16 protein-coding genes are annotated in these 19,834 nt (G+C 47.4%); 4 read left to right on the top strand and 12 right to left on the bottom strand.

Translation table 11 applies throughout. The annotated features are described in order from the left end of the window. Positions 1-31: 31 nt before the first annotated feature. Complete coding sequence (gene bcp, locus MHB56_RS17575; RefSeq protein ID WP_076186308.1) at positions 32-499, bottom strand: thioredoxin-dependent thiol peroxidase; 468 nt, start codon at positions 497-499, stop codon at positions 32-34. Between the two features lie 105 nt (positions 500-604). Between bcp and MHB56_RS17570 the strand changes: the two genes are divergently transcribed. Together MHB56_RS17570 and MHB56_RS17565 are read left to right on the top strand one after the other, a co-directional pair. After that, positions 605-1,651, top strand: a complete 1,047-nt coding sequence (locus MHB56_RS17570; protein WP_076307387.1) for an LCP family protein — start codon at positions 605-607, stop codon at positions 1,649-1,651. Positions 1,652-1,775: 124 nt separating this feature from the next. After that, positions 1,776-3,092, top strand: coding sequence for a glutamate-1-semialdehyde 2,1-aminomutase (locus MHB56_RS17565; RefSeq protein WP_248549055.1), 1,317 nt, complete (start codon positions 1,776-1,778; stop codon positions 3,090-3,092). A 567-nt stretch (positions 3,093-3,659) separates the two neighbouring features. On the opposite strand, the gene MHB56_RS17560 is transcribed toward MHB56_RS17565, so the two are convergent. The 9 genes from MHB56_RS17560 to MHB56_RS17520 all read right to left on the bottom strand — a co-directional run bounded on the left by MHB56_RS17560 (position 3,660) and on the right by MHB56_RS17520 (position 11,435). After that, the gene (locus tag MHB56_RS17560) at positions 3,660-4,280 is read right to left on the bottom strand and encodes a hypothetical protein (RefSeq protein WP_038568624.1); all 621 of its coding nucleotides are present in this window, start codon (positions 4,278-4,280) and stop codon (positions 3,660-3,662) included. Between the two features lie 168 nt (positions 4,281-4,448). Further along, positions 4,449-5,000, bottom strand: a complete 552-nt coding sequence (def, locus tag MHB56_RS17555) for a peptide deformylase (protein ID WP_076282520.1) — start codon at positions 4,998-5,000, stop codon at positions 4,449-4,451. A gap of 101 nt (positions 5,001-5,101) precedes the next feature. Further along, positions 5,102-6,394 (bottom strand): stalk domain-containing protein, encoded by a 1,293-nt coding sequence (locus MHB56_RS17550; protein WP_340916365.1) that lies wholly within the window; start codon positions 6,392-6,394, stop codon positions 5,102-5,104. 95 nt (positions 6,395-6,489) lie between these two features. Then, complete coding sequence (locus tag MHB56_RS17545; RefSeq protein WP_076130524.1) at positions 6,490-6,756, bottom strand: hypothetical protein; 267 nt, start codon at positions 6,754-6,756, stop codon at positions 6,490-6,492. A 15-nt stretch (positions 6,757-6,771) separates the two neighbouring features. Then, positions 6,772-7,656, bottom strand: a complete 885-nt coding sequence (locus MHB56_RS17540; RefSeq protein ID WP_036679857.1) for an inositol monophosphatase family protein — start codon at positions 7,654-7,656, stop codon at positions 6,772-6,774. Positions 7,657-7,924: 268 nt separating this feature from the next. Further along, a complete protein-coding gene (gene uvsE, locus MHB56_RS17535; protein ID WP_341143800.1) occupies positions 7,925-8,932 on the bottom strand; it encodes a UV DNA damage repair endonuclease UvsE in 1,008 nt (335 codons plus the stop codon). After that, on the bottom strand, positions 8,929-9,246 hold the full coding sequence (locus tag MHB56_RS17530) for a hypothetical protein (protein WP_036679853.1): 318 nt from the start codon (positions 9,244-9,246) through the stop codon (positions 8,929-8,931). The genes uvsE and MHB56_RS17530 overlap by 4 nt, the downstream gene beginning before the upstream one ends. A 45-nt stretch (positions 9,247-9,291) precedes the next feature. Continuing rightward, the gene (locus MHB56_RS17525; RefSeq protein ID WP_076130522.1) at positions 9,292-10,383 is read right to left on the bottom strand and encodes a D-alanine--D-alanine ligase; all 1,092 of its coding nucleotides are present in this window, start codon (positions 10,381-10,383) and stop codon (positions 9,292-9,294) included. A 20-nt stretch (positions 10,384-10,403) separates the two neighbouring features. Then, positions 10,404-11,435 (bottom strand): amidase domain-containing protein, encoded by a 1,032-nt coding sequence (locus tag MHB56_RS17520; protein WP_080742388.1) that lies wholly within the window; start codon positions 11,433-11,435, stop codon positions 10,404-10,406. A 453-nt stretch (positions 11,436-11,888) separates the two neighbouring features. Here MHB56_RS17520 and acnA point away from each other — a divergent pair, with 453 nt between their 5' ends. After that, the gene (acnA, locus tag MHB56_RS17515; protein WP_038568617.1) at positions 11,889-14,630 is read left to right on the top strand and encodes an aconitate hydratase AcnA; all 2,742 of its coding nucleotides are present in this window, start codon (positions 11,889-11,891) and stop codon (positions 14,628-14,630) included. Between the two features lie 1,744 nt (positions 14,631-16,374). Here acnA and MHB56_RS17510 read toward each other — a convergent pair. Beyond that, on the bottom strand, positions 16,375-17,118 hold the full coding sequence (locus MHB56_RS17510) for an IclR family transcriptional regulator (RefSeq protein ID WP_076124389.1): 744 nt from the start codon (positions 17,116-17,118) through the stop codon (positions 16,375-16,377). A 296-nt stretch (positions 17,119-17,414) separates the two neighbouring features. Here MHB56_RS17510 and MHB56_RS17505 point away from each other — a divergent pair, with 296 nt between their 5' ends. Next, a complete protein-coding gene (locus MHB56_RS17505) occupies positions 17,415-18,455 on the top strand; it encodes an alpha/beta hydrolase (RefSeq protein ID WP_139329954.1) in 1,041 nt (346 codons plus the stop codon). On the opposite strand, the gene MHB56_RS17500 is transcribed toward MHB56_RS17505, so the two are convergent. After that, a complete protein-coding gene (locus MHB56_RS17500) occupies positions 18,456-19,832 on the bottom strand; it encodes an MATE family efflux transporter (RefSeq protein WP_340033916.1) in 1,377 nt (458 codons plus the stop codon). Between the last annotated feature and the right edge of the window lie 2 nt (positions 19,833-19,834).

Below are 19,834 nucleotides of genomic sequence, written 5' to 3'. Positions count from 1 at the left end.
ATAGACATCTATAAAAAGTAATTAGTAAAATTTATGATTCGCTTATCCCTGCTATCGTGTTTGCGACATGCCCTTTTACCCGTACCTTCCGCCATTCTTCCACTAATATCCCCTGCTCATCAATCAGAAAAGTAGATCGCACAATTCCCATAAATTCTTTGCCGTAAAGTTTCTTGAGCTGCCATACGCCGAACATTTCACTTACCTTATGATCCTCATCAGACAGCAGTGGAAAGGGCAAACTATGCTTCTCTGTAAATTTAGCGTGTGATGCCAAAGAGTCCGGACTAATGCCCAGAACAACCGCACCCACCGCCGTGATTTGATCAAAAGCATCACGAAATTCGCAGGCCTCCTGCGTGCAGGCTGGTGTCATATTTTTAGGGTAAAAATATAAGATGACCTTTCGGCCCAAGAAATCACTCAAACTAACCTCATGCCCATTGGAAGAGGGAAGGGTGAAATTGGGTACTTTTTGTCCAATAGCTACTTCGATCAAGATATATCCACTCCTTCTTAAGATTGGGGAATTATTCCTAAATTGCACGTATCCCCAAAAGAAATTATAATGTAGTCAACGTGAATGCGAAAGGAAGAACGAGAAATGCCACCTAGAAAGAAAAGGCACGCAAAGACTGGTAAGTCAAAAAAGAAACCGCTGCTTTGGACGCTGGCCATTATACTCCTCCTTATTATCGGTGGGGCCATTTTCTACATTACAACCATTTACAATGAGCTTGGTAGCATGTCGAATACTGAAGATTCCCCTTTTCAAAATGCAGAGACCGTTGATGTCGACACCCCTGAGCCTCCTAAGTGGGAAGGTACAGAGCCTGTTAATATCCTATTAATGGGTGTAGATGCCCGAGGTGTGAAGAAAGGGGAAATCCCCCGTTCAGATACAATGCTCGTCGCTTCTCTCGACCCTGTGAAGAAGAAAATCAGTGTATTTTCAATACTGAGAGATACGTACGTTCCGATTCCAGATCATGGCGAGAAACGTATTAATACAGCGATTATTTATGGACCTAATACTGCGATGCAGACCGTCAGCGATCTGCTCGGTATCCCAATTCAATATTATGTCTACACGGACTTCCAAGGATTCATCAAGCTGGTTGATGCCGTTGGGGGTGTGGATTATGAAGTCGAAAAAGATATGGTCTACAAAACCGTTGCAGACGGTCCGGAATATGATATTGATCTAAAAAAAGGATATCAGCATCTTGACGGCAACATGGCGCTACAATATGTTCGCTTTCGGCATGACGCTACCTCCGATTTCACTCGAACCGAGCGCCAACGCGGTTTTCTCAAGGCTGTGGCTGATAAACTGATCAGCACCACCTCCATTGTCAAGCTGCCAAATATCCTGTCGCAGGTTACGCCTTATATTGAAACCAATATGTCAGTTAATGATATGTGGAAGCTGGCAAGCGTAGGGTATAATAGCAGTATGGGTGGCAGTGAGCAAATTCCGCCAATGGATCTGCTCACTGAGGAGACTACAAGTGACGGATCACAGGTTATCGGAATTCGTAGCGAAAAGAAGCTAAAAGAATTTATACAGGATACCATAAATGGTCCTGAGCCAACACCAACCCCTACATCGGAGAACACCTCCAATAGCAGTTCTGGCGGGACCCATTAAGGGCCTGACAAGCAAAGTTCACACGCACACAAAGCAGTGACTTGGTATAATACGGGCGGACAACGGAAAACACCGTTGTTCGCCCGTTCCCTTGAGCACCAACAATCGAAAGGATGATCACATTATGAATCGTTCCACATCTGAACAACTTTATCACGAAGCCCTCCAGCATATCGTTGGGGGTGTAAATAGCCCTTCCCGCTCCTTCAAAGCCGTTGGCGGCGGAGCACCTGTATTTATGAAACGCGCCAGTGGATCTCACTTCTGGGATGAAGACGGCAATGAATATATCGATTATCTCCAAGCCTATGGACCGATCATTACCGGCCATGCCCACCCTCATATTACCAAAGCAATTACTACAGCAGCAGAAAATGGTGTTCTTTACGGAACCCCAACCCAGCTCGAAATTAAACTTGCTAAAATGCTAAAAGAAGCAATTCCTTCTATGGATAAAGTACGTTTCGTCAATTCTGGAACCGAAGCGGTTATGACAACGATCCGTGTAGCCCGTGCCTATACAAAACGCAGCAAAATCGTAAAATTCGCTGGCTGTTACCACGGCCACTCTGATCTGGTGCTTGTAGCAGCAGGATCAGGACCTTCTACACTTGGCATTCCAGATAGTGCCGGTGTTCCAAGCAGTATCGCCCAGGAGGTAATCACCGTTCCCTTTAATGATCTGGACAGCCTGAAAGAGGCGCTGGAGAAATGGGGCGAAGATGTCGCAGCTGTTATGGTTGAACCGATTGTGGGGAATTTCGGCATGGTGATGCCTAAGCCTGGTTTCCTCGAAGGACTTTGCAAGCTGGCTCACGATAATGGCTCCCTTGTTATTTATGACGAAGTCATTACTGCCTTCCGCTTCCATTATGGTTCTACACAAACCTATGCGGGGCTGGATAATCATGAGGACATTACTCCTGACCTTACTGCACTTGGTAAAATCATCGGTGGCGGCCTGCCTATCGGCGCTTACGGCGGCCGCAAGCATGTTATGGAACAGGTAGCTCCACTTGGACCGGCATATCAAGCCGGCACAATGGCGGGCAATCCTGCGTCTATCTCTGCAGGGATTGCTTGTTTAGAGGTTCTGAGTGCAGAGGGTGTATACGAAGAAATGGATCGGCTTGCAATCCGCCTCGCCGATGGACTTAAAGCATCTGCAGACCGTCATGGGATTCCACTGACAATCAACCGCATCCGTGGTTCGTTCTCCACTCATTTCTGTAATCATCCGGTTACGAATTATGACGAGGCTCAGGATACAGACGGCGAATTGTTCGCCAGCTTCTTCCGGCATATGCTGAACCGTGGCATTAACCTTGCCCCTTCGAAATACGAAGCTTGGTTCCTGACCACAGCACATACTGATGCAGATATTGATGCTACACTTGTCGCAGCTGAAGAATCCTTCCGCGCTATGGCGGCTGAGAAATAAGATTGTTTTGAAACGGCAGTGCTTCATAAGCTAAAAAAAGCTGAATAGATTAAGGAGCTGTCCCAGTCCCATAAACCGCAAATGTTAAAAGAGCAGCGATTCTCCTATATTGGAGGATCGCTGCTCTGCATTTTTACTCATCCACGGCCTGCATCTGTAGCTTGTGGCAAGCTTAAGCCAGCCGATCTCAAGCGTCAATTTCTATATGCTGCGTAACAGGGATCGCCGGACCTTCCCCGTGTTTAGTGCAAGGGTTAGGGAGCTTCGATAGATAATCAGGGAAATCCCCCTATAATTTAGCTAATTTAGTGGAAAACAAGGAACTTACCCCGTTTTTTAGGGAGAAAATCCCTAATTCTGTTCATTTACAGAGAATATAGGTTATTTTTAGGGAGTTTTTCCCTAATGGCTCTGTAGCTCACACCGCAAAAAGCTCAAATACACACCGTATATAGTTCTAGGGGTTAAAGAAAGAATCGTTTTGTAAGAGTGTGAGCGATAGTGACCACCTTTATCTACGGATTTCATCCGCTAACAGCGTTTGGAAGTCCAAATATTCTACTGCTCTCATGTAAAATCCACCTGCTTGTCCAACGTAATCTCAGTCATTAACGGTCTTAACATTTGCTCGCTCCCAGGTACTAGTGAAAACTCTACACCCTCCAGATGCTCCGGCAGCGTTGGGGCGACCAAGAATTGCATTTGTGTATGCGCTCCACCTCCATGACCACCATGCGGCTGCACTTCATATTCATTCTCACCCGCCACTTCAAGCGTTAAAGCCGTTCGAAGATGGATATGTCCTACAGCTTCTTTTAAATATTTGATTTCCACAGTAACTATGCTGAAGGCTTCATACTGCATAGCATGCGTAAGTATATACTCGCATTCTTCAACGACCGTCCGCTTCACAATCGGAAGCACTCCCAGCAATAAACCAGGCTCTTCCCAATATTGTCTTCTGGGTACAGTTTCATTCATAAGATGCAAATGCTGCACAATCTGAGTAGTGTTCATCTCGAATCTAGTTACCCATTCCTCAAGTAGCTTACTATCAGGGGATAATCGTTTCTTGCCTGTTATAGCTTTACGTTCCTGAATCAGACTCAAAATCTGCTCATCAATCTTTTTAACCTCATCATTGTATTCGTTGGCGAATCCTCTAATTGGCATTCTGCTCCAGTTCATTTAAGGTCCTCCTCTTATTACTAATTTAAATCTATTAATTGTAAGGGTACATCCTTCCGATTGATTTGTAAAATATTTGAAATATCATAATCTTGCCGATAGGTAAAAAAAAGCGACCATCAGCTTTACGCTGTAAGGTCGCCCGCTTTTTAATTCAGAGTTACTCTCCTACTCATATAAGTTCCGGATCTCCACGCCCTGAGGCAGCTTAAACGGATTCTCCTTGTTAATTCGGTCATAGAACATAATCCCATCGAGATGATCTATTTCATGCTGGATGATGATAGCTTGGTAGCCCTTAAATTTAAGGATAACCTCCTTGCCCTCCAGATCATAACCCTTCACCTTCACGGTTTCATACCGAGGTACAAAGCCATGCACGGGACGATCAACGGACAGACAGCCCTCGCTTTCTGGTAAGTACACCATAGACAAGGAGTGGCTTATGATCTTAGGGTTAACCCAAGCATGCTCTACAGCCCGCCCTCTCTCGTCTGTAAGATACATCGCGAACATACGCTTCTCCAGTCCGATTTGATTCGCCGACAGACCTACGCCAGAGCGCAGCTTATATTCTTCGGAAATCTCCGGGTCCTGACTGTTCTTCAGAAATTGAAGCATACATTGCAAAGCCTCACGATCTTCCGCCTGTAATGGAAGCTCCACTGGTTGCGCTACGGTACGAAGTACGGGATGACCCTCCCGCACTATATCATCCATGGTGATGATATATTCAGCATTATATTTTGAACTAGACAATATTCCATCCACCTTTTCCTTACGGGCTTAATTTAATTTCTTATGATGTATAGTATGCAGCTTTATGGATTTATGAAAGCAGTTCGCAGTTTGCTGCTGTAATTAACATCGAATCCAAGTCCTGTCGCCAAAGCGGCAAGGGGTAAGTAGGTTTTGTCCTCCTTGCCTACCTTTTGCAGAAAAGCTGGAGTATCAATAGCCACGTTCTCTCCATTCACCTTAATAAATTTCGAGCCAATGGTGATCACAACAGTTCTTCCACCATACACGATGGTAGCGCTGGAGGTTTTGTTATCCCACTTCCCGCTTGCGCCCACGGCATTTAGAATATCTTTTAGCGCCAAAAAGTTCTGCCCATTTTTAAGGATAGGCTTATTGGGTGTATTCAACTCCACGCCCTTCACTACAATCGACATCGGTACCGATGCAGTAGCCATTGTAGCTACACTAGGAACGCGATACTCTCCCCATTGTAACTCCGCAAAGACCTTAGCAATAGTCTCGTATCCAAGCTGCGTCGGGTGAAAATCAGTTTGCCCTGCTCCAATAATATGTGTCAGCGAGCCTTCTACCCCGGCAAACTTTGCCGCAACATGAGCTACAAGCACCTTCGCTCCCTCTTGGTTCACGCTTGCAGCTACACTATCCGCTGCTTCCGTAAATTTGCCCGCTGCCGTCATTAATCTGTTGTACATTTGACCAAGCGCAACCTTAGGGGCAGGCTGATATTGATCGGCCAGTATAATCGTCGTTTGCGGACTTACCGCACGAATATTCTCCAGCAATGCCTTCACATTTGTTTGATAATCCGCTAGCCGCTGGTCCAGCTGTGTTTGGAAATCCGCATCCGTCAGCTCCTTGAACTGCAAGAACAGACTGCTTACATCATTCCCGCCAATCGTAATGGTAATCAGATCAGCTTCCTTAAGCTCTGCTGCGATCTGCGGAGTTAGCTTCACGAACTGCTCTATTCGTGGATCTGGGAGACCTGCCTGAACTCCTTCAGCAGTAATCACTGAACCATCCTTGATCGCTCCTGTGTAATTACGTAATCCGGCTGTAGTCAGCCCTAGAATACCATAATTAGTAAGTGTACTTCTGCCATGATACCAGCCCTGCTCAAGCAATCTCTCCGCATAGCCGTATGGCTTAGTATTCACGTCCGTCATTCCTGGCTCGTAGCCAGCAGTAATGGAATCACCTAGAGCTACGATGCGAAAGACATCTTGCCCAGAGTCTTGTATCGCAGTCGTGTCAGCCGCATTTGCCGTGCCTGCTCCTACGCTAATCAGCGCAGATAACAAAAGCAGGCTGCTTATGCCAGCTGCCCAAATTTTTTTCCAATTGCCTAGCATCGTATCCCTCCCAAATTGTTCTAATTCCATTCTACCATCCAGGATAGCAACGCAAAAGAGCGGCCTCCTATATTCAGGAAACCGCCCCTCGCAAATCACTGGCTATTATTGTCTGAATCTTCATCTGACTCTAACTTCTGCCCTGCACGCTCCAGATATTTATCATAACGGTCATCCAGCTCATATCCAATCTTACGATAACGTAATGTTTCTTCCACAATAGGATCGAGCGTAGTCTGAATACGAATTTCATATTTAGGTGAGATTTCCCGGATTTCCTTAGCCGTACGATCGCCTTGTTCCATCTCACCATCTACCAACATTTCGCTCAGCTTGCGTTCCAAATCATCCTTCTCACTCATGCTGTATCGTCCTCCCTAAAGCTTATATCCTGTTGCTTCAGCATTCTTCAGTGACGAAACCAAATATTCGTGAATGTGGCCATTACTTGCTACTACATGGCGTGTACCAATATCATATGAACGTCCTAGGGTATCCGTAATCTTGCCTCCTGATTCAAGTACAAGCAGTACTCCTGCTGCACAGTCCCAAGGGCTTAAGCCCACTTCCCAATAGCCATCTACACGGCCTGCCGCCACATAAGCTAAATGTAGAGCAGCCGCGCCTCCGGCACGAATACCACGAATCTGCGGAAGAATACTTTGCAGTCCGGCCATATTCACAGGTTGTGCAAACTCACGATCCGGCGGAAAGCCCATAGCAATCAGGCTGTCCCCAAAATCAGTCTCCGTAGAGACCGAGGTAGGAACACCGTGCATGTAAGCTCCCTTTCCTTTTTCAGCGACGAACATTTCATCACGAGTCGGATCATAAATAACGCCTACAGTTAGTTCACCGCGAATCACCAATGCTATGGAGACACAGTAAAAAGGAAATCCGTGTACGAAATTAGTCGTACCATCTACAGGATCTACAATCCACAAATATTCATGCTCACGAGCTTCTTCCAATGCAGCGGTAGCCGCTGCTGCTCCCGGCGAAACCCCCTCTTCCCCGAGAATGGCATGGTCGGGAAAATGTGTCAGGATCAGCCTGCGAATCATTTGCTCAACGCCTTTATCAACTTCCGTAACCAGATCTTGTGCTGAAGTTTTTGTATTCAGCTCCTTCACGAGACCCTGTCTGCTCTTTATCCATTCTCCTGCTTTGGCAGCCGCATTAATGGCCACCGCCGTATGTCCCTTGCTTGTTACTACATAGGGTTCACGTTCATTCTTACCCTCTGGATTTAAAGGACTCATATCTTCACTCCACTTTCTTGAACATAATCGCCAATGGCTTTAATTCTAAAGCAATCCTATTCACAATACCGTGCAATACGTCAAAACGTTCCCCAAGTTCCCAAAGTTCCGCCAAAAGAGGACCCAATTCTCACCTGCGAGCATAAATGCCCCAGGTCCATATAAAGACGATAAGCGATTAAAGTTTCATTCAACGTACCCTATTTCAAGTTACATATCAAGTCATGATAGGACCCGTATTCGGGACCTATCTCCTTATTTTCATTGTTTAAGGTTCAATATTCACGCTTGCCCCATTTAATAAGGAAATTCCGTTACCAGCCTCAGCCAGCTCCTTCATAGCCTCCATCAATCCAAATAACGCGCCATCTTTTAGTTTCGCCTCAATCATAACATCGACAGCAGGCGTATCTGCGGCAATACGTTTCAGAAAAGCCAGCAAAGGCGCAGGTTCCACGCCATCCGCATGGCTGCGCGGATCAGACGGGCTGCGCGGACTGGATACATGAATCTTAGGCGGCAAAAGCTTTCCAGAAGGAACGTCCTTCTGTGCTAGCTCACTTCGCCATGTCTGCAAAATGTCAGGCCACAGCTCCCAAGGGAGCTCTCCTTCATTATTCACCCATTGGTGGTGAATATCCAGCACCATCGGTAATCCTACGCTCTGACTGACTGCCAGTGTCTCCGGAGCTGTAAATGTCTTATCGTCATTCTCCAGCGTTATACGCTCCTGCAGCGCTGCCGGCAGCGCGCGGAAATGCTCCTCGAATCGCTTCGCCGCTACAGGCTTGTCCCCATAAGCTCCGCCAATATGGATATTGTTCTTCGCCATGGCAGAAAGCCCCATAGCAACCAGCATGTCCACATGGTACTGCAAATCCCGTACGGAGTTTATCAGCACCTCCGGACGGGGTGTACTAAGTACTGTAAAGTGATCTGGATGAAAAGAAACGCGCAGCCCGTGCTTTTTCACATATTGGCCCACTTCCGCAAATTCCTCGGCGAGCGCCGCAAACGGATTCCAGTCCTGCAAATCCGGATGCGTCGCCAGAGGAATGATTTTGGAAGTGAGGCGGTACACCATGATGTCCGAAGCCACATTATGCTTCATCAACCGCAGCGTATTATGCAGATTCATTCTAGCGATGTTCTCCAAACGCCGAAGTGCCGCTTCACGGTCATCCAGCTTCTTAAAAGAGGCCATCGTCATTGTCTTGGATGGGGAGCAGTCTTTGATAACGGTGGACATCGCTACATATCCGAAGCGGACAATCATCCCTGTGCTCCAAAAAACATTTCCTCAGCCAAAGCCGTCTGCACTCTGGACTCTTCTTCATTCAGCTTACGCACAAGCTCCATCTCGACCGCGGTAACCTCATGCCCTTGAAAATTAATCTCTGCAATCGAGGCTGAAATTTTGACAATGGCTACAGCTACATTTTCAGGGGTGTAAGCAATAACCTTTTGACCCGTCGGATACACACGAAAGCCTTGCTTCACCATTTTGGTGCGCCCATATTCCAGCAGCTCGTACAGCTCTTGTTCACTCTTGAATTTGCAGACGGAGTTGAATTCTGTTTGAAAACCCATGTTTCTTCTCTCCTTCCAGTCGGGATATTCCCGCTATAGCTTCTATTACTCGTTGTCGTACTTAAGACCTTGTTTAAAATTATAGCGCTCCAAGGCTAACTCAATCATTCGGTCTAACAGAGCTCTATAAGATACACCCGTCTCACGCCACAATAGCGGATACATGCTGTAAGGAGTGAAACCAGGCATCGTGTTCACTTCGTTAATTAGAATTTTACCATCCGATTTTCGCAAGAAGAAGTCTGCCCGGGTAATTCCACTGCCCTCAATCGCTCGAAAAGCAACTATCGCGGACTCCCGCAAACGATCGGCCACTTCAGAATCCACTGGTGCAGGAATCATCATTTGCGATTTGCCGTCCGTATATTTGGCTGCGTAATCATAATATTCACCAGAAGAAACGATTTCACCCGGAACAGAGGCTTCTGGTTCATCATTTCCAAGCACGCCAACCTCTACCTCACGCGCATCCACAAACTCCTCAATAATAACTTTGGTATCATAGCGGAAAGCAAAATCAATGGCTTTTACAAGACTATCCTTATCGGCAGCCTTAGAAATACCTACACTTGAGCCTAGATTGGCAGGCTTCACGAATACCGGATATCCCAGTTTATCCTCTACACCAACAATCAACTCATGACGTTTTCTTTTCCAAGCGCTGATGTTGAAATAACAAAACTCGCATTGATCCAGACCGGCATCAGCGAACAGCTTCTTCATGACCACCTTATCCATACCTGCCGAAGAGGCAAGAACACCAGCACCGATATAAGGAATATTCGCCATTTCGAACAACCCTTGAATCGTTCCGTCCTCACCATACGTGCCGTGCAGCAGCGGGAACATTACGTCCACTGTTTGGTCAGCACCCGATAATCCACTAAATACCACGTTCAGGGCTGTGCCCATATCTTCGGTCGCTTCTGCAAGCTTGAGCTGCTCCACTTGGCTGTAAGGAGCTGATAACTTCTCTCCAACCTTCCACAATCCCTGTTTTGAAATGTAAAAAGGTATAATCTCATATTTATCATAATCAAATGAGTTCATCACGGCAAAAGCCGTCTGTAGCGATACCTCATGTTCTCCTGATTTGCCCCCGTACACCAGCCCTACGGTTAGTTTTGCGTTCCCCATTCCCTTAACCTCTTTCTGTACTATAAGTAGTCGTTAATATGAAAAAAACGGTATTTCGTTTGATCAGTCCATGCGTAGGAATCACGATAATCCCAATACCGATGACGGCTGCTAACGGTACGTGCATTCACAAGCGGCATGCCTCCTGCATCAAAAGCTGTGACGATTGTGCTGTGCTGATACTGCCCGTTGCCATCCCAGTCATATTGAATGATATCGCCCAGCATCAATTGCTCCGGCCGCTCCATGACTTCCGCACGCAAGCCACTGCTCCGACTTCCGCTCAAATAGCGTTGCAGACTGTCTGATACAGCCCAGCTATAGCTCCACCATTCTTGTTTGCCTTGGTAACCTTTGTACCACCAGCCCGTTTCTCTTTTACCAGTATAGTTGATAGGTGCTCCCCCTGCAAAGAGACATTGGGAGACATAATTTGTGCAATCCACCTCGAAGGTTTCGAACTCCGGATTGCCGTCTTTCCACCAGCGGTCGGCATACGCCACAGCTTCTTCACGGTTATAACGAACCTCTCTTGAACCTGCAATTTCTCCGAGGACATTCCGGTTTAGCAGGGGCTGTGATGGCAGCGGTGCCGGCAAAGCCTCTCCCCATTTGGATAGTCTGCCCGATAGCTCTACCTCTGCCCGATGAACCGTATTTCTTTCAGGGACACTTCGTTCCACACCAGCAATCTCCCAGCCCCCACCGTCCCGTACAAAGGTCAGCCGCTCCAGCTCGATAATATCCTCGCGGTGGTTAACACCGCCTTTTTCATAATAAAGGGCACTATGCAGTGTAACCTCTGCTACTACCTCGGTCGGAGTCTGCCGGACGGTCCGCAAAGTCTTAACCCCTGTCTCTCCGCGCAAAGGAGTTATCCCACGTTCTTTATACCACTCCGCAAGACGTCTTGAACGCTCCCCTTGTTCTACCAGAAAACGCGGATCTTTAACGGATACGGAAACGGTATGCGATGATGACTTAGGCTCCACCCTGGCCTTATTCACTTGATCAACATATACATAAAGACTTTGCTTCCACTGTTGTTCCATTATACTCGCGCCCCTTCTTTCCCTTTTAACTGCTGTTCTATGTATATGAAAGGAAACAGGCCGCTATACAGATCGGTTGAATAGTTAAGGATGTTTCAGGCAAAAACTCTAACCCCAAGTCCGACATCTCAATCCAACATCGACAACGAGGACCCTATCACCTAATAACTGAGGAAGAGAAATTCAGTGTGTATTTCGCCTAATAATTAAGTAAAACCAAGGATTCCGGTGAATTCTTTCGTATTATCTCCTTTAAATGGCTCTTTTTGAGGTAAAAAGAATATCCCGAAACGATACAATATGACAATGGAAGGGTAGCTTGGCATTTTCTCAGGCATAATTCGGGCTTTAGATGTAGGAAAAAAAACTTTACTCCCCACTTTGTAACCGTTATAATTAAGCTAGAAGCAATTTGAAATTGGGTTTCATTAGACGAAACAAGGAGGCGCATATATGCCAAGCAAGGATCATTTTTCATTGGCTCGGACCCTGGAATCAGGCGGCAAATCTTATCGCTATTATGATCTGAAGTCCCTTGAGGAACAAGGATTGGGCTCTATTTCTTCCCTGCCTTTTTCGATCAAAGTCCTACTAGAGGCTGCTGTACGTCAGTTTGACGGACGGGCAATTACTGAAGAACATGTGAAACAACTGGCCGATTGGTCAGGTGACATTGACCGTAATAAAGAAATTCCATTTATCCCTGCTCGTATCGTGCTTCAGGATTTCACCGGAGTTCCGGTAGTCGTGGATCTCGCAGCTATGCGTGATACTGTAAAAAAAGCCGGAGGAGATCCTAAACAGATCAATCCGCTTGTCCCGGTTGACCTTGTAATTGACCACTCTGTCATGGTTGATGCTTTCGGTACAGCAGACGCCTTGGAATACAATATGAACGTTGAGTTCGAACGCAACGAGGAGCGTTACCGTTTCCTTCGTTGGGCACAGACAGCTTTTAACAACTTCCGTGCAGTTCCACCAGCAACAGGTATCGTGCACCAGGTAAATCTAGAGTATTTAGCTTCCGTTGCCACTACTAAAACTATCGATGGTGAAACTGTCGTTTATCCAGATTCCCTTGTAGGAACGGATTCCCATACCACGATGATCAATGGTCTGGGTGTTGTGGGCTGGGGTGTAGGCGGTATTGAGGCTGAAGCAGGAATGCTTGGACAACCGCTCTATTTTGTTACACCTGATGTAGTGGGCTTCAAGCTTACAGGCAGCCTTATCGAAGGAGCTACAGCAACGGATTTGGCACTGACAGTAACTGAAATGTTGCGTAAAAAGGGTGTAGTCGGCAAATTCGTCGAATTCTACGGACCTGGCCTTGCTAACATCAGTCTGGCTGACCGGGCAACTGTTGCCAACATGGCGCCAGAATACGGAGCAACTATCGGTTTCTTCCCTGTAGATGACGAGACACTCGCTTATCTTCGCAGCACGGGCCGTCCGGATGATCTGGTGGCGTTGGTTGAATCTTATTACAAAGCACAAGGGATGTTCCGTACCTCGGATACGCCAGACCCTGAGTTCAGCGATGTGATTGAGCTTGACTTAGCTTCTGTCGTTCCTAGCTTGGCTGGACCAAAACGTCCACAAGACCGGATCGAGCTTACGCATATGAAGGAAAATTTCGAAGGTATTATCCGTACACCTGTAGACAAAGGCGGTTATGGTCTCAGCGATGAGAAAATCGCTCAAGTCGTAGAAGTACAGCATAAAAATGATACTACCAGCAAGCTCAGCACAGGCGCAGTCGTAATCGCAGCTATTACTAGCTGTACGAATACTTCCAACCCTAGCGTTATGCTTGGAGCAGGTCTTTTGGCGAAAAAAGCTGTGGAACGTGGTCTGACCAAACCAGCTTACGTTAAGAGCAGCTTGACTCCAGGATCCTTGGTGGTTACTGAATACCTGCAAAAAGCAGACTTGCTGAAACCACTCGAAGCATTGGGCTTCTACTTGGCTGGTTATGGCTGTGCCACTTGTATCGGTAACTCCGGTCCATTGCCTGAAGAAGTTAGTCAAGCCATTACTGACAATGACATGACCGTAGCCGCAGTCATCTCCGGTAACCGGAACTTTGAAGGCCGCGTACATGCTCAGGTAAAAGCAAACTACTTGGCTTCACCGCCGCTCGTAGTTGCTTACGCACTGGCTGGTACAGTAAATATCGATTTGCAAACTGAGCCACTTGGATTTGATCCGCAAGGTGAGCCAGTATTCCTGAAAGATATCTGGCCAACCACTGCTGAAATTCGTGAAGCCATTGGTCTCTCCCTTAGTCCGGAGATGTTCCGTAGCAAATACGAAAATGTATTCACCGCTAACGAACGTTGGAATTCGATTCCTGTTCCGCAAGGCGAGCTGTATGAGTGGGATGATAATTCCACGTACATCCAGAATCCGCCATTCTTCGAACATCTGGCAGACGGTCTGGGAGACATTAAGGATATCAAAGATGCACGCGTTCTAGCGCTGCTTGCTGATTCCGTGACAACCGACCATATCTCACCAGCGGGTAATATCTCTACCTCTGGTCCTGCTGGCGAATATTTGCGCGATCATGGTGTAGAACGTGCAGACTTCAACTCCTACGGCTCACGCCGCGGAAACCACGAAGTCATGATGCGCGGTACGTTCGCTAACATTCGGATTCGTAACGCAGTAGCTCCTGGTACAGAAGGCGGCGTTACTACCTTCTTGCCAAGCGACGAGGTTATGTCCATCTATGATGCTTCCATGCTCTATCAGGATGCTGGACAAAATCTGATCGTCATCGCTGGTAAGGAGTATGGAACAGGAAGCTCACGTGACTGGGCGGCTAAGGGTACGCTTCTGCTTGGCGTTAAAGCAGTTATCGCTGAGAGCTTTGAGCGGATTCACCGCAGCAATCTGGTCGGTATGGGTGTACTCCCACTTCAATTCCAAGAAGGCCACGGCTGGAGCAGCTTGGGACTGACCGGACGCGAGACCTTCAACATTACTGGTCTCGATAACAACGTGGCACCAAGTCAAGAGCTAACTGTCACGGCTACCCGTGAAGACGGCACACAATTCGATTTCCCTGTCATTGCACGACTCGACAGTACAGTCGATATTGATTACTATCGCAACGGCGGTATCCTGCAGACTGTTCTTCGCCAGATGCTGGCAGATGCTACAGACTCTTCCGCGGTGTCGGTAGAATAGATTTAAAGTAACTTAAAAAGGGACTGTTTCACGGCCATGAGTGGCTGTGAGCAGTCCCTTTTTTATGGAGTCGTTCCAGCAGCCAATTTGTGGCGGGTGGGGTGCCACTGTCTGTTGTCTTTTGGACCTTCACCATTGCTGCGTGAGGCTCAGGGGACATTTAGGATTCCGCGCGCCTCAGGGGACGCCTAGGATTCCATGCTATCGGACTCAGATGACTCTATACGCTCGATTATCCGACTTTTGGCGTGGGATCGGACTCAGATGACTCTATATGCTGGATTATCCGACTTTTGGCGTGCGATTGGACTCCATAGTCGCTATTGGCATAAAAAACACGCTACAGGAGCCCGTTTTTGTCGAATAGCTGCACTGGGGTCCGAAACTACGCCAAAATGGCTGTCAATTCGCAAATAGCGTCCCCTGAGTCCGCACGTCTCAGGGGACGCTTAGAATTCGGCGCTATCGGACCCAGATGACCCTATACGCTCGATTATCCGACTTTTGGCGCGCGATCGGACTCCATAGTCGCTATTGGCATGAAAAACATACTAAAGGTTCCCGTTTTGGTCGAATAGCTGCATTGGGGTCCGAAACTCTGCCAAAAAGGCTTTAAATGGGCAAATAGCGTCTTCTGAGTCCGCACGCCCCAGGGGACGCCTAGGATTCCATGCTATCGGACTCAGATGACTCTATTCGCTCGATTGTCCAATTTTTGGCGTGTAATCGGACTCCATAGTCGCTATTGGCATGAAAAACACGCTGAATGAGCCCATTTTTGCTTAATAGCTGCACTGGGGTCCGAAACTCTGCCAAAAAGGCTTTAAATGGGCAAATAGCGTCTTCTGAGTCCGGAAGCCTCAGGGAATATCTAAATAACAACCCGAGATTACTTGTGTACGAGTTATGAGATACGTGGGTTCGTGGGTTCGTGGGTTTCTGCGTTCCTAGGTTCGGTGAGTTCGTGGGTTTCTGCGTTCCTGGGTTCATGAGTTCGTGGGTTTCTGTGTTCCTAGGTTCGCGGGTTTGCATGTTCGCGGGAACCTGGGTTCCTGGGCTCGTGAGTTCGTGAGTTTCTGTGTTCCTAGGTTCGCGGGTTTGCATGTTCGCGGGAACCTGGGTTCCTGGGCTCGTGAGTTCGTGGGTTTCTGTGTTCCTGGGTTCGGTGAGTTCGTGGGTTTCTGCGTTCCTGGGTTCATGAGTTCGTGGGTTTCTGCGTTCCTAGGTTCCTGGGTTCGTGCATTCGTGGATTCTAGCCTCGCCTCTCTGTGGCTCTGCCTTTCCGCCTATCTCGACCCGGGGTTCAAACGCTCGAGCCTCAGCATTACGAGTTACTGAGGATTCCAAAGAAACGTATATTCACTGAAGCTCACCAAACCAACGCAAGGTAGGGGAGCCGTTAGCCATTAGCTAGCCGTCAGTTAGCTGTTGATTACCCATCAGTCAGCCGTCAGTTACCCATCAGTCACTCATCAGCCACTCGTCAGTCACTCATCAGTCACTCATCAGTTACCCATCAGTCACTCATCAGCCACTCGTCAGTCACTCATCATTCACTCGTCAGTTACCCATCATTCACCCATCAGCCACTCATCAGTTACCCATCATTCACCCATCAGCCATCAGTTTTCAGCCACTTACCCACAATAGGCTAGTCCCTCCCCAAAAAAAGCAAAGCAGCGATCCTCCAGTAACGGAGAGATCGCTGCTTTGCTGTTTAACAAGGTATGTCTCAGCCAGCGAATTAAGGAATCATCATGCCCATTTCACTAGCCGCTTCCTTCAGTACCGCGGCATATTCCACTAGCGTATCTCGGGATAGGCGACTAACTGGGCCGGACAGTGATAACGCCGCGATCACATTTCCACCGCGGCCCGTAACAGGCACCGCCACCGCGGCCGCGCCGGGCTCGCGTTCCTCGAAACTAGTGGCATATCCGAGCCGGATAATGTCATTAAGCTGCTCTTGATAGACATCCTTCTCAACGTAGTCCGGCCATCCCGAACTCTCCAGCAATTCTTTCAGCACCTCTGGAGGAGCATAGGCTGCCAGCACTTTACTTGATGCGCCCACAGATAAAGGCAATCTCGCACCGATCTGCGCCACTCGCCGGATGGCCTGCTGGCTCTGAACCGCCTGAATCCGCACACGTTCTATGCCGTCGCGTAAGTATAAACTAACGGTCTCCCCTAACCGATCCCGCAGCCGTTCCATTGACGGCAATAATACCGCGGCCGACTCATCAAAAGCAGGCAAATGCGTAGACAATTCCCAAATTCGTATACCCAAACTGTATTTCTCAGTGGCCGGATTACGAATGAGGAAGCCCTTTTCCTCCAAGGTTGCCAGCAGCCGATGGACGGTACTTTTATGTAAATCAATCTTTGAAGCGATCTCCGTCAACCCTAAATCTCTGTCCTGCGTAAAACAAAGCAATATATCAAGCGCACGTTCTACCGCACGCACTGTAAGCTTTCGGTCCTCCATGACAATCTCCCCCTCGTGTTTCATCAAATGAAACTCGGTTACATTATAACTAACTCTATCTTAGTGCAAAACTCTATGGAAAGTCCAGTATATTCACTCCGCCGGAGTTGTGCCAAAAATGTGCCGGAAAAGGTTGGGCCGCACTTTACAGTTACATTACAAAAGCGTCTAATTCATTGACTTTGTAAGGGCTTTTTCATACGATTAACATATTAAATTATCTACTGATGCTTTAGAATCATTTTTACAAATTCTTCTAGGCACTAGTACTCACATCATTCTTAGGAGGGGACCATATGGATCTGGCAACTCGCCAAACCGGCACAACCGTCTCCCGTCGACCTAAACTACCTAAACAAGGCAGTTCGTCCCGGCTATCGCTGCGGATGATTCGTGTGAAGCATATTATCGTTGCACTGCTATTATCTATTTTTTTCTTCTTAGCCTTCTGCTTTGTCTCACTTCATGGCTATATCGCCTGGGTATTATCTAATCCAACGGTCGCACCTCTGTATTCCAATCCCATGCAGGCCAAAGGTCTCGCATACGAGGATGTGACGTTTCCAGCTAAAGATGGAAGTCGGATGATGAGCGGCTGGTATATTCCCTCCGAAGGGGCTACCAAAACTATCGTGTTCAGCCATGGCTATGGCGCCAACCGGGAAGAATCTTGGGTACCTATGTACGATCTCGCTCACTATGCACACAGTCTTAATTTCAATGTCGTGATGTTTGATTACGGCTTTGCTGCCCAAGGCAACAAGGATATTGCAACCGGAGGTAAAAAAGAGTCCCAGCAGCTTCTAGGCGCTATTGATTTTGCTAAGGAACGTGGAGCTGAGGAGTTAGTGGTATGGGGCTTCTCCATGGGAGCAGGCACAGCACTGCAAACAGGATTAGTATCAGAGGACATTGACGCGATGATTCTGGACAGCACCTTTTTGTTAGAACCAGATACGCTGTATCATAATATTAAGCAAAATATTGATCTGCCCCGCCAGCCTTCCCTGGCGATTATGGAAATGCTGTTCCCAGTTCTGAACGGTACGGGGCTGAATCAAATTCCTTATGCGAAGGTCAAATCCGAAGATTATCCTTTCCCTATTCTACTCATGCATGGAACCGAAGATGATAAAGCTCCTTATCCTATTGCCGAAAAGCTGGCCGCGAACCAAAGCAATCCGTTCTCAGATTCCTGGGTCGTAGAGGGCAGCCATCATGAATTGCTATTCCGTGAGCACCCGCGTGAGTATTTGCGGCGAGTCTCTGCTTTCTTAGGAAATGTTCAACTAGCCAAAACCTACAATGGCAACCAGCCGGCGATGGCAAGTAACTAGTTAAGCACTACAATCCGCCTCTGTCCCCTGATGGGTCAGCTGCTTCAACCATTTACCACGGCGAAAACGCACGTAACCTATAACCAATCGAACAGCCTCTTCCAGGGACAGAAAGAAGTATACCCAGGGAAGAGGCTGTTTCCATCCCCATGACAACAGTAGCCCTAGAGGCACCCCAAGCAACCAAGTTGTGGAGGCTTCCATAATAAAGACGAATTTACTATCGCCACCACTCTGCAGGATCCCTCCCGCAATCATCATATTGCCCACCTTTATCCATAAAAAAAGAGCAAAAAAGCAGATAACGGAAGTGGCCATTCGGCGCTCTTCCACTGTTAAGTTAAAGGCTGAGACGTAGAGCGGGGCAAGAACAGCAATAAGAACACCAAGCAGCAATGAAATCCCTGCTCCTATTCGAACAAAAAAACGAGCATACTGAAAAGCACCTGCATTATTATTCTCTCCCAGCTTATGTCCGACCATAATGCCAGCTGCACCAGAAAGCCCTGCCAGAAGCCCAATCGTCAACCCCTGCAGCGGAAAGGTCACTGTCATAGCGGTCATCTCTGCTGTGCCCATACGGCTATATATTACGGAATAACAAGCCTCCCCTAAGACCCAAACCAATTCCGTTAAAACAATAGGCGCTATCGTTCTTAAAAAAGGTATGCACAGCGCTTTCGAAAACGAACTGAGTTCCTTAATACCTCCGGCACCCGGCAGCTTTCCACGATATACGGCTCCGACAATCAAAGCACTTTCGACTATACGTGAGATTAACGTTGCATATACCGCACCTGCAAGTCCAAGCGCTGGAAATCCCCAATGCCCAAAAATAAGCGCATAGTTTAAAATAATATTCATTCCTACAGCAGCTATGCTAACAATCATTGGATACTTTACATGTCCTGAACTTCGTAGAACCGCCGAATAGAGCATCGTCAACATCGTTGGAATATAACTGAGGGCAACGATTTTCAGAAAAATGTACCCCTTCTCCAACACTTCTTTATCCGTTGTAAAAATAGACAGACATAGCCGAGGGTTGAAAAAAACAAATATCGTAAATGAACCCGACAAGATCAGGCCAATTCCAAGACTTAATCCCAGTAGTGGTGTGACGCTCTTTCGGTCTTTACTCCCCCAATATTGAGCCGCGTATATAGCAAGACCCGTAGCAAGACCCGCCAGCACCACTGAAATCACGCTATAGATTTTACTAGCCATCCCAACCGAAGCGATTGCTACACCCCCAAGCTGCCCTACCATCAATTGATCTACTAAATACAGCACCGCCATGACTAGACTTTGGAGGGATATCGGTACCGCTAATTTTAACAGCTGATTATAAAATTGCTTCTTCTCAAGCTTGTTCATAC

Origin of the sequence: Paenibacillus sp. FSL H8-0315 (assembly GCF_038005365.1) — a bacterium.
Classification (GTDB): Bacteria; Bacillota; Bacilli; order Paenibacillales; family Paenibacillaceae; genus Paenibacillus_AQ; species Paenibacillus_AQ odorifer.
Note: the sequence above shows the minus strand (reverse complement) of the source record. Positions and strands in the feature narration are given on the sequence as shown.